Origin of the sequence: Oscillibacter sp. ER4, from assembly GCF_000765235.1 — a bacterium.
GTDB lineage: Bacteria > Bacillota > Clostridia > Oscillospirales > Oscillospiraceae > Hominicoprocola > Hominicoprocola fusiformis.
The window spans coordinates 1-13,420 of sequence record NZ_JPJG01000036.1 but is presented as its reverse complement, the minus strand read 5'-3'; the positions used below and the strand labels follow the sequence as shown (position 1 = coordinate 13,420).

Below are 13,420 nucleotides of genomic sequence, written 5' to 3'. Positions count from 1 at the left end.
TATATCGTTTGTTTGGTACTCCTTTTGGCATAGCAAAACACCCCACTTGTTAGATAGTATACCATACTGTCTAACAAATGGGGTGCAGTTCAGCGAGCCGTCTGCTTTTCTTTATCTCTGCCATTAGGCAGTTGGAGTGGTATCGGAGGTACTGTCGCCCGCTGGGGCGTTGCCGTCAGCGGGGCTTCCCTGCCCGCTGGGCGGTGTGAGGCGCTCGCCGCTGGGCATTTCGGGCACTTCCCCGTCGGGAAGCTCTGGCTTCTCGCCGTTTGGCATCTGACCGTCAAAGCCCTCGGGCAGTTCACCGTCTGGCTTCTGTCCGCCGCCGGGGAAGCCGCCGCCCACGCCCATGCCGGTGGAAACCGTCCCTCTCTGCGCGGTCCCCTCGGTGAAGCTGTCGCCCGCCTTGAGGGTATACGCACTGTCCGCCACCACATCGGCAGACGAGAAGAGGATGAAGTTCGCACCGCATCTGGTTGTGCCGCTGTACACGGCATTGCCGTCGGCGTCCTCGATCGTGAAATCCGCGTCCGCGGCGATCAGGCAGCTCTGCGTACTGCCCGGCATGCCGCCAAAGCCCGTTGAGCCGTAAATGACGCAGGGCTGCGCGGCCTCCAAGTTCATGCCCATGCCGCTGCTGCCGCCCGCGGCGAGCACCGCGCCGCCCGAGACGGTGATGGTGCCGTCGGCATCCAGCGGCTCGTTGTCCGCCGTGTTGGCCGTCCACACAACGACTGTACCACCAGTGATGGTCAGCTCACCGTTGGAGTCAAAGCCGTCGCCGCCGGAGGTATAGGTGTCGATCGTGCCGCCGGAGATCGTCATCGTGAAGTCATAGTCCGTCAGGTCGGAATTTGCCGCATTCAGGCAGTCGTCCGAGACGTTGATCGTAATATCACCGGAGCAAACGTTCAGCTCCGCGCCCTCAAGGCCCTCGTAGCAATTCGTGATGTCGATCGTGGGGCCGTCCGTGCCGTCCGCACCGATGTTCAGCACCAAGTCGCAGTGAATGGCGCCATCCGCGGCGTCGATGGTCAGCGTACCGCTCTCAACATTCAAAAGCTGCTCGGCGTTGATGGCGTCGTTGATGGGCGCGTCGATATTCAGTGTCAAATCGCGGATGGTCAGCAACGCTTCGCCGTCCTCGTCCGTCGTCACACTGGATTTGATGCCGTTTTTGCCGTTGGCCGTGACGGTGAGCTCGCCATCGCCGCAGAGGGTGACGGTCGAGCCGTCCTTGCACTTAATGACGGCGTTTTCGGCATTTTCGTTTTCGGGGTAGTTGTCGTCATTGTTCTGCTCGGTATCGCTCAGGGAATTTTCCGTACCGTTGGAAACAAAGACGGTCACCTCGCTCGACTTGCCGCAGGTGATGGCGGCGGTGTTCTCACTCGTAAGTGTCAGGCCGTCCAGCACCAGCGTCACGCCGGTCGTACCCTTTTTCACCTTGATGGAGCCGTCCGCGCAGCTGCCCGAGACGGTGTAAGTGCCGCTCGACGTGATGGTGAGCGCCGTGCCGTCGATCTCGTAGCCCGTGTCCGTCTCGCCCGCAGCGGTCACGCCGCTTTCTGTAAAGGTAAAGGTCACATTGCTTGCCGTGTCCGCCGTACTATTATTTATCGTACCGGCGCAGGCCATGAGTGACAGCGCCAGCGCCGACGCACACAGGAAAGGCAGTATTTTTTTCATAACATATATCTCCTCAATGATTTCTGATCGTTTCTTCCCCTTCGGGAGCGGGGCGCGTGCTTTTTTCGCACCGTGCGCCCGCTCCTTTGAGGATGGGGACAGCATACACGCTTTGCCTAAAAGTTACCTAAAGAAAACGAATATTTTACCTTTAGGTTACCTTTAGGTTGCGCGTTCATACTGGGGCTCACAAAGGAGGTTCGACACCATGGCGATCCAATGCTGTTTTGAACGATATGAAAAGAAATACTGCCTGACCCTTTCCCAGCAGCGTTTTTTATTGGAGCGGATGACACCCTACATGAAAAAGGACGCGTACGGCGAGTACACCATCTGCAACATTTATTATGATACCGACGACTACCGCCTAATTCGCGCGTCGCTCGAAAAGCCCGTCTATAAGGAAAAGCTGCGCGTGCGCAGCTACGGCGTGCCGCAGGAGGACGGCAAGGTCTTCGTCGAGCTCAAGAAGAAGTTCGACGGCGTCGTCTACAAGCGGCGCATCACAACGGGCATCCAGAACGTGGAGCCGTTTCTCTCCGGCGAGCTGCCGAGTGAAAACTTTGGCCAGATCGGACGCGAGATCGGCTATTTCAGTCGTTTTATCACACCGTTCCCAAGGTCTTTATTGGCTACGACCGGCTCGCCTTTACGGGCATTGACGATCCGCAGCTCCGCATCACGTTCGACACGAACTTACGGTGGCGCGACACGGATGTCGACCCCCGCCTCGGCAACCACGGTGCACCCATCGCGCTGCCCTGCGGCGATGTGCTGATGGAGGTCAAGATTCCCGGCACGTGCCCGCTGTGGCTCTGCCATCGGCCTTTCGATCGCGCGCTCGATCGCCGAGGGGCACCACGGCTCCATCCGCGCCATCGTGGACGACGGGAAGATCGCCTTCACCGCCGAGCTCAAATAAACGGCTTTTGGACAAAAAAACGCTTCGCAGAACTTCTGCGAAGCGTTTTCCTTATCAAAGGCTTTTCTCCCCGCCCGTGACGGTCTCGATGGCGCAGGCAATGAACTTTTTCGCTGCGGGCGAGGCCTCCCTGAGCGACGGGACGGAGATGCCGAGCGTCACGAACTGCGGCGGGTCGAACGGGACCTCCGCCACCGTACCGCTCCACTTGCGCGAGATGAGCCGCTGGTTGAAGCTGACGCCGAGCCCCGCCTCGACCATGTTGTAGGTCGTGAAGCCGTCGCGCGTCGTAAAGCAGGTCTGCGGGTGCAGGTCATGCTGCTCGAGCAGGCGGTCCTGATCGGTGTCGTGATTCGGCGAGGTGTGGATGAACGGCTCGTTCTGCAAGCGCATAAGCGGAAAGGCATCCGCCTCTGCCAGCTCGTGTCCGCGCGGCAGCCACGCGACGAGCTCGTCACGAAAGACAGGCAGCCAGTCGTACTTGTCGCCGTGCATCTGCGCGCCGAAACAGCAGTCGACCGAGCGCTCGTTCAGCCAGCGCGCCATCTCGAGGTTGCCGCCCTCCTGCATGCGCACGGTCACGCCCGGATAGCGGGCGCGGAACGCCGTCAGGATTTCTGGCATCCACAGGGCCGAAATGCTGTAATAGCAGCCGATCGTCAGCGAGCCCTTTGACACGCCGCCGATCTCCGCGCTGAGCTGCTCGGCGTTGTGGTGCGCGCGCACGACCTCGCGCAGCAGCGGCAGCATGAGCTTTCCGTTTTCCGTGAGCTGCACGCCCTTTTTGCTGCGAAGAAACAGCGGAAAGCCGAGCTCTTCTTCCAGTGTGCCGATCATGCGCGTCACGCCCGACTGCGTGTAGCCCAAAAGCTCCGCCGTGGCCGTCAGGCTGCCGAGCTCTGCCGCGGCAAGGAACGCCTCGCATTTGACCGCTTCCATACACCCTCCTATCCATGATTTTATATCATGTTTTCCATTTCAAATAACCGTTTGCGTCATGTTTTCTCTTATTCTACAATAGCAGTCAGAAACCGTCAATCCTGTTTTTGAAACGAGGTCTTTTTTCATGGAGCATCGTCTTTCTTTTTCCTGCGACTATCTTGAGGGTGCGCATCCCGCCATCCTGCAGCGCCTGTGCGAAACGAATTTTGCGCAGACCGCCGGTTACGGCACGGATGAATACTGCCAATCCGCGCGCGAGAAGATCCGCGCCGCTTGCGGCGCGCCGAACGCGGAGATTCACTTCCTTGTCGGCGGCACACAGACGAACGCGACCGTCATCGACGCGCTGCTGCGCTCTTACGAGGGTGTGATTGCCGCGGACACGGGGCACATCAGCGTGCACGAGGCCGGCGCCATCGAGTTCGGCGGGCACAAGGTGCTCACGCTGCCGCAGGAGAACGGCAAGATCACCGCATCCCAAATCCGCGCACTGCTTGATCAGTACGAGGACGACGCGAACCGCGACCACACGGTCATGCCCGGGATGGTCTACCTCTCCCAGCCGACGGAGTACGGCACGCTCTATTCCAAAAAGGAGCTCGCGGCCATCAGCGCGCTCTGCCGCGAAAAGCGCCTGCCGCTCTATATCGACGGCGCGCGCCTTGCCTACGCGCTCGCCTGTCCTGAAAACGACGTGACACTGCGCGACCTTGCCGCGCTGTGCGACATTTTCTACATCGGCGGCACGAAATGCGGCGCGCTGCTCGGCGAGGCGGTCGTCATTCCCCAGCCGGGGCTCATTCCACACTTTTTCACCATCATCAAGCAGCACGGCGCGCTGCTCGCCAAGGGACGGCTGCTCGGCATCCAGTTCGACACGCTCTTTACCGATGGGCTCTACGAGCGCATCGGCGCAGACGCCGTTCGCTACGCCGACGCTATCCGGCGCGCGATGGTGGAAAACGGCTATTTGCCCTGTTTCCCCTCCCCAACGAACCAGAGCTTCTGCATCGTCAGTGAGCAGCAGCGCAAAGAGCTCGCCGAGCGCGTGAACTTCTCCGTCTGGGAGCAATATGACGAGACGCACAGCATCATCCGCTTTGCCACAAGCTGGGCGACGCGGGAAGAGGATGTGAACGCGCTCTGTCGCATCCTGCGCGAGTGCACCGCGCAGGAAAAGGCAGCGTCCTAAAATCAAAAAAGAGCTTTCTCCGATTTTCAGGAGAAAGCTCTTTATATTTCATTGCGCTGCGCTCAGTTCTTTTTCATCAGCTGTTCATCCTGCTGCAAAAGCTGCTGCGTGATGATATCGAGCTGCCGGTGCTTGGCCATGCGGTCGGCGATGTTGTTCTGCACCAGCTCCGTCTCCTGATGGCCGCGGAAGGACAGCTTGAGCAGAATCGGCGTCAGGATCGTGCCGCATACGACCGTGATGACGACCGGCGTCATCATCGCGGGCGACAGCACACCCATCGAAAGGCCGCGGTTGGCGACGATCAGCGCGACTTCGCCGCGGCAGGCCATGCCCACGCCGACCTGGATGCTCTCGCGCGTGGTGAACTGGCACGCCTTGGCGCCAAGGCCGCAGCCGAGGAGCTTCGAGATGATTGAAACAAGCAGCAGCAAAATCGAGAAGACGACCATGCCGCCCGTCAGACCCGTGATCTGCACATTGATACCGATGCTCGCGAAGAACACCGGCGTGAGCAGAAGATACCCGAGGGGGTTGTACTTCGTCTGGATGTAGGTGCCCTTGGGCGTGCACGCGACGGCAAGGCCCGCGGCGTAAGCGCCCGTGATATCAGCGACGCCGAAGAACTCCTCGGCGCAGTAGGCCATCACAAGGCACAGGACAAAGGCGAACACGGAGTTTCTGTGGCTGGCCCAACCGTGCTGACGCTTGAGCATCCAGCAGAAGATGCGGTTCGCGCCAAAGACGACCACGAAGGCAAAGGCGAAAAAGCCCACGATCTTGAGGAGCACCATGCCGATGCTCTCGTCACCGCCGGCAAGGCTGCAAACGAGCGTCAGGGCGATCAGGCCGAGCACATCGTCGATGAGCGCAGCGGCCAAAATCGTGTTGCCAACCTTGGTCTCGAGCTTTTTCATCTCCTTGAGCGTTTCGACTGTAATGCTCACGGACGTGGCCGTCAGGATGGTGCCGATGAAGATGTTTTCGATAAAGCCGGTGCTCTCGATGAGTCCGAGCTCATCCGCGCCCCAGGCAAGCGCCGTGCCCATGAGGAACGGCACGACCACGCCAAGGACCGCGACCATGAATCCCGCCTTGCCGCTGTGCTTGAGCTCGTTGACGTCCGTGCCCATACCGGCGGAGAACATCAGCACGATGACACCAAGCTCGCTGAGCTGCTTGGTGAACTCCGTTTCCGAAAGAAGGCCAAGGCCCGCGGGGCTGAGGATCAGGCCCGCGATCAGCGCGCCCACGACCTGCGGCATCTGAAACTTCTGCGCAATGAGGCCCAGAATCTTCGTGCTCAGCAGAATCAGCGCAAGATCCAGCAAAAAGTGATACGACATATTGATTTCCTCCCAAACTCTCTGATCTCTATCCAAATTCTTCCGTTTCATTTCGCGAGGCTCTATTCTAACTTCTTTTTTTCTTTTTTCAACAGTCAGAATCACCAAGGAAACGGAAGAATTCCTGCACAGCTCAGGCAAAATGCAATATATCTTTCATTTTTAACGTGAAATGTTTGCTTTGATTCCGTTTCCATAGCCGTTTTCACAAAAAACAGCGTCAAATGCGGCGTTAAGAAGCCGCGAAATATGGACAGATTCATTGAATTTCTCTATGATTTGCATGGATATCGTCTATATTGTCCACACATCGCGCACATTTTGTCGCTCACGCCCATTTTGCATCTTTTCCTGCATTTTGCGCATTTTCGTCGCACAATGCGCCGTTTCTCCCCTTGCTACGGCGGCGCGGGCGTGGTAAAATCGGCCTTGTGACATGAACAAAGGAAAGGACGAGCCATGAATCAGAAAGAACTCAATGAACTGCGCCGGCGCTTCCGGCTCGATAAGAATAATTTCAGCCGCGTGTACGGCTGCTATGTGAACTCCAACCGTGAGATCATTGCGTGGGTCGATACCTCGATGGGCCTCATGCGGCAGGAGGAGCAGGAGATGTACCTGGGCCTTCTCAAAAAGTCCCTCTCCGGCACGCTTGGCAAGAACCTCATCGACGTGGTGTTCTCCACGCAGCAGGTCGCCGACAGCGATGAGCACCGCCTCTTGCAGACTCTTCGCCAGACGGAGCTCAAGGACCCCGCCTCGCGCGAAACGCTCTGCCGCCAAATCATCGACTGCATCGACATGGGCGAGACGAACTATCTCATCCTCCTCGCCGCCGACGCCTACGACGTGCCGCACCGCAGCAAGGATGACGAGATTCAGGCCGACGCGTCGAGTGAGGTCTTCAAGTACTTTGTCTGCTCCATCTGCCCCGTCAAGGCCCCGACGCTCGAACTGCGCTACGACCTTGACCAGAGCGAGTTTCACTCAAGCTCCACCGGCTACATCGCGACCTCGCCCGAGCTTGGCTTCCTCTACCCCGCGTTCGACAACCGCACGGCGAACATTTACAATGTGCTGTTCTACTCGAAAAACGCCGCGGAGATCCATCAGGAGGTCATCGACGCGCTGTTCCACGTCGACCCGCCGATGTCTGCCGAGGAGCAGAAAAACGCCTTTGGCTCGGCGCTTGCCGACGCGCTCGACAAGGATTGCAGCTACGATGTCGTCCAGTCCGTGCACGAGCAGATCAGAGCGCGCATCGAAGATCACAAGGAGAGCAAAGACCCCGAGCCGCTTGAAATGACGGCGGGCGACGTCGGCGGCATCCTCGCCAACAGCGGCGTGAACGACGAGCAGATCGCGGCGTTCCAGCGCGAGTGCGATGAGCAGTACGGCGAGAACGCCGCGCTGAACCCGAACAACATCATCGAGAGCAAGAAGTTTGAGATCACGACCCCCGAGGTCAAAATTTCCATTGCACCGGAGAACAGCTATATGATCGAAGCGCGCGTCATCAATGGCCGCAAATACCTCCTCATCCCCGCCGACGACGGCGTGGAGGTCAACGGCATCGGCGTGAACATCCCAGGCCTTGCAAAAGAAGAATAAGAAAAAAGGAGAGAAGCCGCGGCTTTTCTCCTTCTCTTTTTGACCATTTACACCTTGCTCTTGTAGAGGTCAGCGATGATGTCGGCGCACTTGTCGATGCCGAGCTCGCCGCTGTCGAGCGTGATGTGGTAATTCTGCGCGTAGCCCCACTTCATGTTCGTGTAGAAGCGGTGATAGGCCGCGCGGCGCTTGTCCTTGTCGCGCAGGCGCTGCTCGGGCGACTGCTCGCGCTCGCCGTAGACCTCGACGATGCGCTTGGCGCGGAACGCCATATCCGCGTGGATAAAGACCTTGAGGCACTTGGCCTTGTCCTGCAAAATGTAGTCCGCACAGCGGCCGACGATGACGCAGGGTCCCTTTTCGGCAAGCTCGCTGATGACGCGGCACTGAATTTCCCATAGGATGTCCTCGTTCGTCGGGCCGAACGCGCGGTTTGAGAGCGCCGAGGCTAGGAAGCCACCGGGTGTGTACTCGCCCGCCTCCTTGACATAATTTTCTGCAAAGCCGCTCTCCTCGGCGATCTTCTGGATGAGCTCTGAGTCATAGCAGGGGATGCCGAGCTGCTCTGCAACCTTTTTGCCGACCGTGCGGCCGCCGCTGCCGAATTCACGGCTGATGGTGATAATATGATTCATAATACAGTTGCTCCTTCCGTATTGAGTTCCCGATACGTTTTTACAAAAATACCCGCCGCGATGACGAAAGTCAACACATCCGACACCGGCATGGAGTACAGCACGCCGTCAAGGCCGAAAAAGCGCGGCAGCAGCAGTGCAAAGCCCACGCCGAACACGACCTCGCGCACCATGGAGAGCATCGTGGATGAGAACGCCTTGCCCACAGCCTGCAAAAAGATGAAGCAGGCCTTGTTCACGCAGGCGAGCACCATCATGCAAAGATACGTGCGGAATGCCTTGATCGCAAAGTCCGTGTAGTAGCTGCTCTCGTTCGCCGCACCGAAGACGGCGATGAGCTGACGCGGGAAGCCCTCGGCCAGAACGAGCGCGACGGCGCCGACGATCGCCTCGCAGAGCAGGAGCTTTGTAAAGAGCTCACGCACGCGCGTCTTTTTCCCCGCGCCCATGTTGTAACCTACGACGGGAATGCAGCCCGCCGCCATGCCGACGACGATGGAAATGACGATCTGGAAGAACTTCATCACAATGCCGACGACGGCCATCGGGATCTGCGCGTACTGCTCCTGCGAGAATATCCCATCCAGCGCGCCGTACTTGCGCAGCATGTTGTTGATGGCCGCCATCGCCGCGACGAGGCTGATCTGCGAGAGAAAGCTCGTGATGCCGAGCGTCAGCATCCGGGTACAGAGGCTTGCGCGCAGGCGGAAGTCTCCCTTTTCCGGCTTGACGGTCTTCATGCGGCAGAGGTACCACACCGCAAGCGCCGCCGTGACGATCTGGCCCAACACGGTGGCGACCGCCGCGCCCATCATGCCCCACTTACATTCAAAGATGAAGATGGGGTCTAAAATGATGTTGAGCACCGCGCCCGCGAGCGTGGAGATCATGGCAAACCGCGGGTCGCCGTCGGCACGGATGACAGGGTTCATCGCCTGACCGAACATATAAAATGGGATGCCGAGCGAGATATAGAAAAAATACTCCTGCGCGTACTGAAAGGTCTCCTCGTTCACCGTGCCGCCGAACATCGAGACGATAGCGTCGGCGAAGATGAGGTACAGCGCCGTGAGCACAAGGCTGCTCGCAACCGACAATACGACCGCGCTGCCGACGCTCTTTCTTGCCTCTCCCACTTCGCCCTTGCCGAGCGAAATGCTGACGAACGCGCAGCAGCCGTCGCCGATCATCACGGCGATGGCGAGCGCCACGACCGTGAGCGGAAAGACGACGGTATTGGCCGCGTTGCCGTAGGAACCGAGGTAGCTTGCGTTGGCGATGAAGATCTGGTCGACGATGTTATAGAGCGCGCCGACGAGCAGCGAGATGATGCACGGGACGGCGTAGCGCCGCATGAGCTTTCCCACGCGCTCCGTCCCCAAAAACTGGTTTGTGTTTTCCATGGTGGTCTTCCTCCTGCACATAAAAATAAGAGATGCGTTCCGCCGGATCAATCCGGACTTACGCATCTCTGCTGCACGATTTGACTATGAAGTTGTCTTCTCCCTCCTTTTTCCGCAAAAAAACGTGCGGCGTTTCTGCAACCGGATTTACGCAGAAACGCCACACGCTGTGAATTGATTTTATCAAATTGTTTCGAGCATTTCAAATGTTTTTTGCGGCACGGGCCGCAAATTTTTATTTAGTCCTGCTCCATGAAGCTGCGGATATAGGCGATCAGCATTTTCGCCGTGCCCTCGAAGCCGAGCACATCGCTCTTGACGGTCATGTCGTAGCCGCGGGCGTCGCCCCACTTCGTCTCGCAGTAGTAGTTGTGGTAGGACTTTCTGGAGCGGTCGACCTCTTTGATCTCCTCGATCGCGTCCTCGGCAGACAGGCCCTTCTTCTCCATCACGCGGCCGACTTTGGCTTGCTGGTTGCCGCAGATGAAAATGCTCAGCATATTGGGGTTGCCCTTGAGCACCTGGTCGCCGCAGCGGCCGATGATGAGGAAGCTCTCGCCGTTTGCCGCCTTGTCACGCAGCATGGCGAACGTCTTTTCCGCCACGTTGACCTCAAGAGAATTGGAATACTTGCCGATGCGGCGCGAGGCAAAGAAGTTGACGGGCTTTTCATCCATCTTGCGGATCATTTCCTCGCTGTAGCCTTCGGAAACGATCTCCTTTTCGATGGAGTCCTTGTCATAGAGCTTGATACCAAGCTCTTGCGCGATCATGTCGGCAATGTAATGGCCGCCGCTGCCGTGCTCGCGGCCAAGGGTGATGATGATCTGGTTTTTCATGGGATCGCACTCCTTTCCTTTTTCCGTTTACAGATAGCGCAGGAATAAGTAGGCTGTGGAGACTGCCATGACAATGATCGTCGCAGGCACACAGTACTTGCAGTAGCGGCCCCAGCCGATGGGATAGCCGCCCTTGGCCGAAGCCGAAGTGCCGACGACGTTGGCGCTCGCACCGATGGGCGTCGCGTTGCCGCCGAGGTCCGTGCCGAGCGAAAGCGCCCAGGCAAGCACGCCGATATCCATGCCCTCCGTCGCAGCGATGGCGCGGATGACAGGGATCATGGTCGCGGCAAAGGGGATATTATCGACAAAGGCGCTCGTGATGGCCGAGAGCCACAGAATGACGATCACAATAACCGCGATATTGCCCTCACTGACCGAGGTGATGAAGTTCGCGATCATGTTGAGCACGCCTGTCTTTTCAAGGCCCGCCACGGAAACGAACAAGCCGATGAAAAAGAGCAGCGTCTTATAGTCCACGCCCTTAATGATTTCTATAACAGATTTTTTGCCGCTGGTCAAGCCCAAAACGATCAGCGTCAAAATCGCGACAATCACGCCGATGCACGCGACAGAAAGCTCCGTCTGCGCGTGCGTGATGAGCAGCACGACCGCCAGCAGGAAAACGCCTGCGCTCGCAAGAAATGCCTTCTTGTTCGTGATGGCCGTCGAAGGCTCGGGACAGGTGACGGGGCCGACGTTGGCATGCTCGGCGCGCTCAAGTTCCTTGCGGAAGCAGAGCGTGAAGTAAATGAGCATGAACACAAAGCAGATCGCCACGACCGCGCCGGTATTTTCGATGAAGTCGAAGAATGTGTAGCCGAGCGATGTGCCGATGATGATGTTCGGCGGGTCGCCGCACATCGTGGCCGCGCCGCCGAGGTTCGCGCAGAAAATTTCAGACAGGATCATCGGCACGGGGTCGAATTTCATCGTCTGTGCCAGCTCGAGCGTAACAGTGGCGAGAAACAGCACGACCGTGATGCTGTCGATGAACATCGACAAAAACGCCGAGAGCGACATAAAGCAGATGAGCAGCGGCACCGTGCGGTAGTGTACGAGCTTGGCAAGCGTCAGGCACAGCCAGCGGAAAAAGCCCGCCTTGCCGAGGCCCTCGACCATGATCATCATGCCGGCGATAAACAGGATCGTCGACCAGTTGATGCCAGCGGTGCTCTCCTCACTTGCGCCGTACCAGAATGTGCTCTGGAAAAACGCGCCGAGGTTGAGCGTCTCCCAAATGGCGCTCATCGAGCGCATGCAGACGCCGAACACCAGCACGAGCACGAGCGCGCCGCTCCCGAGCGTAATGTAATGCCGTTCAAACTTATCGAGGATAATAAGCAGGAACATAGTGGCAAAAATGCAGATGGCAATGATCTGAGCAAACATGTTATTCCTCCCTGTGCTGTGGAATTCCCAGCGCGAGCCATTATATCGGTCTCTTACGCGGAAGCGAAATGTTATCTTGACATGGAGGATATGTCATTTTTCTATGCCGCCCGAATTTTCCTGATTTCATGCGGCTTTTCGACGGTGTTTACTTTTCGTCAAGGTTCTGTTCTTTTTTCCCGAATACGCTTGCGCCGCCGCTTCGCTTCTGTTACAATCAGTCTTGCCGTCCGCAAGGTGCGGACGAATGCTTTTCTCTTCCGTCAAATTTTACGCAGTCAGGTTCCTCGCCGCCGCGCAGAACCCCACTTATTTTCTTTTTCAGAGGAGCTTGCTTTTTTATGAACATCAGCTACGACAGCTACCGCGTCTTTTATTACGCCGCCAAATTCCGCAGCTTCTCGCAGGCCGCCGCGGCGCTCTACAGCAACCAGCCCAATGTGACACGTATGATCCGAAAGCTCGAATCCGAGCTCGGCTGCGCGCTGTTTTTCCGCTCGCCGCAGGGCGTGCGCCTCACGCCCGAGGGGGAGAAGCTCTACACGCACATCGCCGTCGCGTTTGAGAGCATCGAGGCAGGCGAAGAGGAGGTCCTCTCCGACCAGAGCTTGCAAAGCGGTATCGTCCACATCGCAGCGAGCAGCCTTGCCCTGCGCACGCGGCTTTTACAGGTGCTCGCGCGCTACCGCCGCGCATATCCGCACGTGCGCATCTGCCTGACGAACCACTCCGCCTCCCACGGCCTCGCCGCCGTGCAGAACGGCCTTGCCGACTTCGCCATTCTGGCAGAGGGCGCGTCCGTGCCGGATTCGCTCACGGCGCAGAAGATCGACGAAATTCAGGAGATCCCCATCTGCGGCCCGGCGTTTTTGGAGCTCACCGAGGAGTCCGTTTCGCTCAAAAAGCTTGCCGACTACCCGATCATCAGCTTGACGGAGGGGACATCGTCGCACGACTTTTATGCCGAGCTCTTCCTGCGCCACGGTCTTTCGTTCAGCCCCGATGTGGAGGTCGAGACCACGGCACAGGTGCCGCCCGTGGTGCAATGCGACCTTGGCGTCGGCTTCGTGCCGTGCGAGATGCTTTACGGCACGCCGGAGGCAAGCGGTATCTACCCCATCACGCTCGAAGAGCCCATTCCTGCGCGCAGCGTCTTCCTCTTCCAGCGCAGGACGCAGCCGCTGAGCATCGCCGCCAAAAAGCTGCGGCAAATGCTGCTTGAAGACGCGCCGCAGGAGAGTGGAAAATAATCAGATGAACTGCACCCCATTTGTTAGACAGTATGATATACTATCTAACAAGTGGGGTGTTTTGCTATGCCAAAAGAAGTACCAAACAACCGATATACGCCGGAGTACAAGAGAATGGTTGTAGAAACCATGAAAAAAGAACATCTGAGTATCTATGCAGCGATGCAGGAATTTGGAATTAACGACCATAAAATTATAG

At 58.0% G+C, this 13,420-nt stretch carries 12 protein-coding genes and 1 pseudogene; 6 read left to right on the top strand and 7 right to left on the bottom strand.

The window, feature by feature from the left end:
- Positions 1 to 123: 123 nt before the first annotated feature.
- A complete protein-coding gene (locus NI20_RS0106480) occupies positions 124 to 1,689 on the bottom strand; it encodes a carbohydrate-binding domain-containing protein (protein ID WP_033120635.1) in 1,566 nt (521 codons plus the stop codon).
- 208 nt (positions 1,690 to 1,897) lie between these two features.
- Here NI20_RS0106480 and NI20_RS15985 point away from each other — a divergent pair.
- Positions 1,898 to 2,179 (top strand): annotated as a pseudogene (locus tag NI20_RS15985) (VTC domain-containing protein); the annotation flags it as partial.
- Positions 2,180 to 2,316: 137 nt separating this feature from the next.
- Positions 2,317 to 2,691: a VTC domain-containing protein gene (locus NI20_RS15980; RefSeq protein WP_156108567.1), complete on the top strand. Its 375-nt coding sequence runs from the start codon at positions 2,317 to 2,319 to the stop codon at positions 2,689 to 2,691.
- On the opposite strand, the gene NI20_RS0106470 is transcribed toward NI20_RS15980, so the two are convergent.
- Complete coding sequence (locus tag NI20_RS0106470; RefSeq protein ID WP_033120634.1) at positions 2,666 to 3,550, bottom strand: LysR family transcriptional regulator; 885 nt, start codon at positions 3,548 to 3,550, stop codon at positions 2,666 to 2,668. The two genes, NI20_RS15980 and NI20_RS0106470, sit on opposite strands and share 26 nt — an antisense overlap.
- Before the next feature lie 127 nt (positions 3,551 to 3,677).
- On the opposite strand from NI20_RS0106470, the gene NI20_RS0106465 reads away from it, so the two are divergent.
- Positions 3,678 to 4,745 carry a low specificity L-threonine aldolase gene (locus NI20_RS0106465; RefSeq protein WP_033120633.1) on the top strand — a complete coding sequence of 356 codons (1,068 nt, stop codon included), beginning with the start codon at positions 3,678 to 3,680 and terminating at the stop codon, positions 4,743 to 4,745.
- 62 nt (positions 4,746 to 4,807) lie between these two features.
- On the opposite strand, the gene NI20_RS0106460 is transcribed toward NI20_RS0106465, so the two are convergent.
- Positions 4,808 to 6,091 carry a cation:proton antiporter gene (locus NI20_RS0106460; protein ID WP_033120632.1) on the bottom strand — a complete coding sequence of 428 codons (1,284 nt, stop codon included), beginning with the start codon at positions 6,089 to 6,091 and terminating at the stop codon, positions 4,808 to 4,810.
- 459 nt (positions 6,092 to 6,550) lie between these two features.
- On the opposite strand from NI20_RS0106460, the gene NI20_RS0106455 reads away from it, so the two are divergent.
- On the top strand, positions 6,551 to 7,702 hold the full coding sequence (locus tag NI20_RS0106455; protein WP_033120631.1) for a DUF4317 domain-containing protein: 1,152 nt from the start codon (positions 6,551 to 6,553) through the stop codon (positions 7,700 to 7,702).
- 47 nt (positions 7,703 to 7,749) lie between these two features.
- Here NI20_RS0106455 and NI20_RS0106450 read toward each other — a convergent pair whose 3' ends face one another.
- From NI20_RS0106450 to NI20_RS0106435, 4 genes are all read right to left on the bottom strand, one after another.
- Positions 7,750 to 8,337, bottom strand: coding sequence for a cytidylate kinase-like family protein (locus tag NI20_RS0106450; protein WP_033120630.1), 588 nt, complete (start codon positions 8,335 to 8,337; stop codon positions 7,750 to 7,752).
- Entirely contained in the window at positions 8,334 to 9,761 is a 1,428-nt protein-coding gene (locus NI20_RS0106445) for an MATE family efflux transporter (RefSeq protein WP_369699405.1), read from the bottom strand. The genes NI20_RS0106450 and NI20_RS0106445 overlap by 4 nt, the downstream gene beginning before the upstream one ends.
- Positions 9,762 to 9,979: 218 nt before the next feature.
- The gene (locus tag NI20_RS0106440) at positions 9,980 to 10,579 is read right to left on the bottom strand and encodes an AAA family ATPase (RefSeq protein WP_033120628.1); all 600 of its coding nucleotides are present in this window, start codon (positions 10,577 to 10,579) and stop codon (positions 9,980 to 9,982) included.
- Positions 10,580 to 10,606: 27 nt separating this feature from the next.
- Entirely contained in the window at positions 10,607 to 11,971 is a 1,365-nt protein-coding gene (locus NI20_RS0106435) for an SLC13 family permease (RefSeq protein ID WP_033120627.1), read from the bottom strand.
- A gap of 90 nt (positions 11,972 to 12,061) precedes the next feature.
- On the opposite strand from NI20_RS0106435, the gene NI20_RS15385 reads away from it, so the two are divergent.
- Positions 12,062 to 12,316, top strand: coding sequence for a hypothetical protein (locus tag NI20_RS15385; RefSeq protein WP_197055365.1), 255 nt, complete (start codon positions 12,062 to 12,064; stop codon positions 12,314 to 12,316).
- Positions 12,313 to 13,221, top strand: a complete 909-nt coding sequence (locus NI20_RS0106430; RefSeq protein WP_033120626.1) for a LysR family transcriptional regulator — start codon at positions 12,313 to 12,315, stop codon at positions 13,219 to 13,221. Before NI20_RS15385 ends, NI20_RS0106430 begins: the two co-directional genes overlap by 4 nt.
- Positions 13,222 to 13,420: the final 199 nt, after the last annotated feature.

Coding starts and splice junctions, on each gene's coding strand:
- NI20_RS0106470 (WP_033120634.1), bottom strand. CDS start 3,550: ATGGAAGCGGTCAAATGCGAGGCGTTCCTTGCCGCGGCAGAGCTCGGC.
- NI20_RS15385 (WP_197055365.1), top strand. CDS start 12,062: ATGTCATTTTTCTATGCCGCCCGAATTTTCCTGATTTCATGCGGCTTT.
- NI20_RS0106445 (WP_369699405.1), bottom strand. CDS start 9,761: ATGTGCAGGAGGAAGACCACCATGGAAAACACAAACCAGTTTTTGGGG.
- NI20_RS0106430 (WP_033120626.1), top strand. CDS start 12,313: ATGAACATCAGCTACGACAGCTACCGCGTCTTTTATTACGCCGCCAAA.
- NI20_RS0106455 (WP_033120631.1), top strand. CDS start 6,551: ATGAATCAGAAAGAACTCAATGAACTGCGCCGGCGCTTCCGGCTCGAT.
- NI20_RS0106460 (WP_033120632.1), bottom strand. CDS start 6,091: ATGTCGTATCACTTTTTGCTGGATCTTGCGCTGATTCTGCTGAGCACG.
- NI20_RS0106440 (WP_033120628.1), bottom strand. CDS start 10,579: ATGAAAAACCAGATCATCATCACCCTTGGCCGCGAGCACGGCAGCGGC.
- NI20_RS0106435 (WP_033120627.1), bottom strand. CDS start 11,971: ATGTTTGCTCAGATCATTGCCATCTGCATTTTTGCCACTATGTTCCTG.
- NI20_RS0106480 (WP_033120635.1), bottom strand. CDS start 1,689: ATGAAAAAAATACTGCCTTTCCTGTGTGCGTCGGCGCTGGCGCTGTCA.
- NI20_RS0106450 (WP_033120630.1), bottom strand. CDS start 8,337: ATGAATCATATTATCACCATCAGCCGTGAATTCGGCAGCGGCGGCCGC.
- NI20_RS0106465 (WP_033120633.1), top strand. CDS start 3,678: ATGGAGCATCGTCTTTCTTTTTCCTGCGACTATCTTGAGGGTGCGCAT.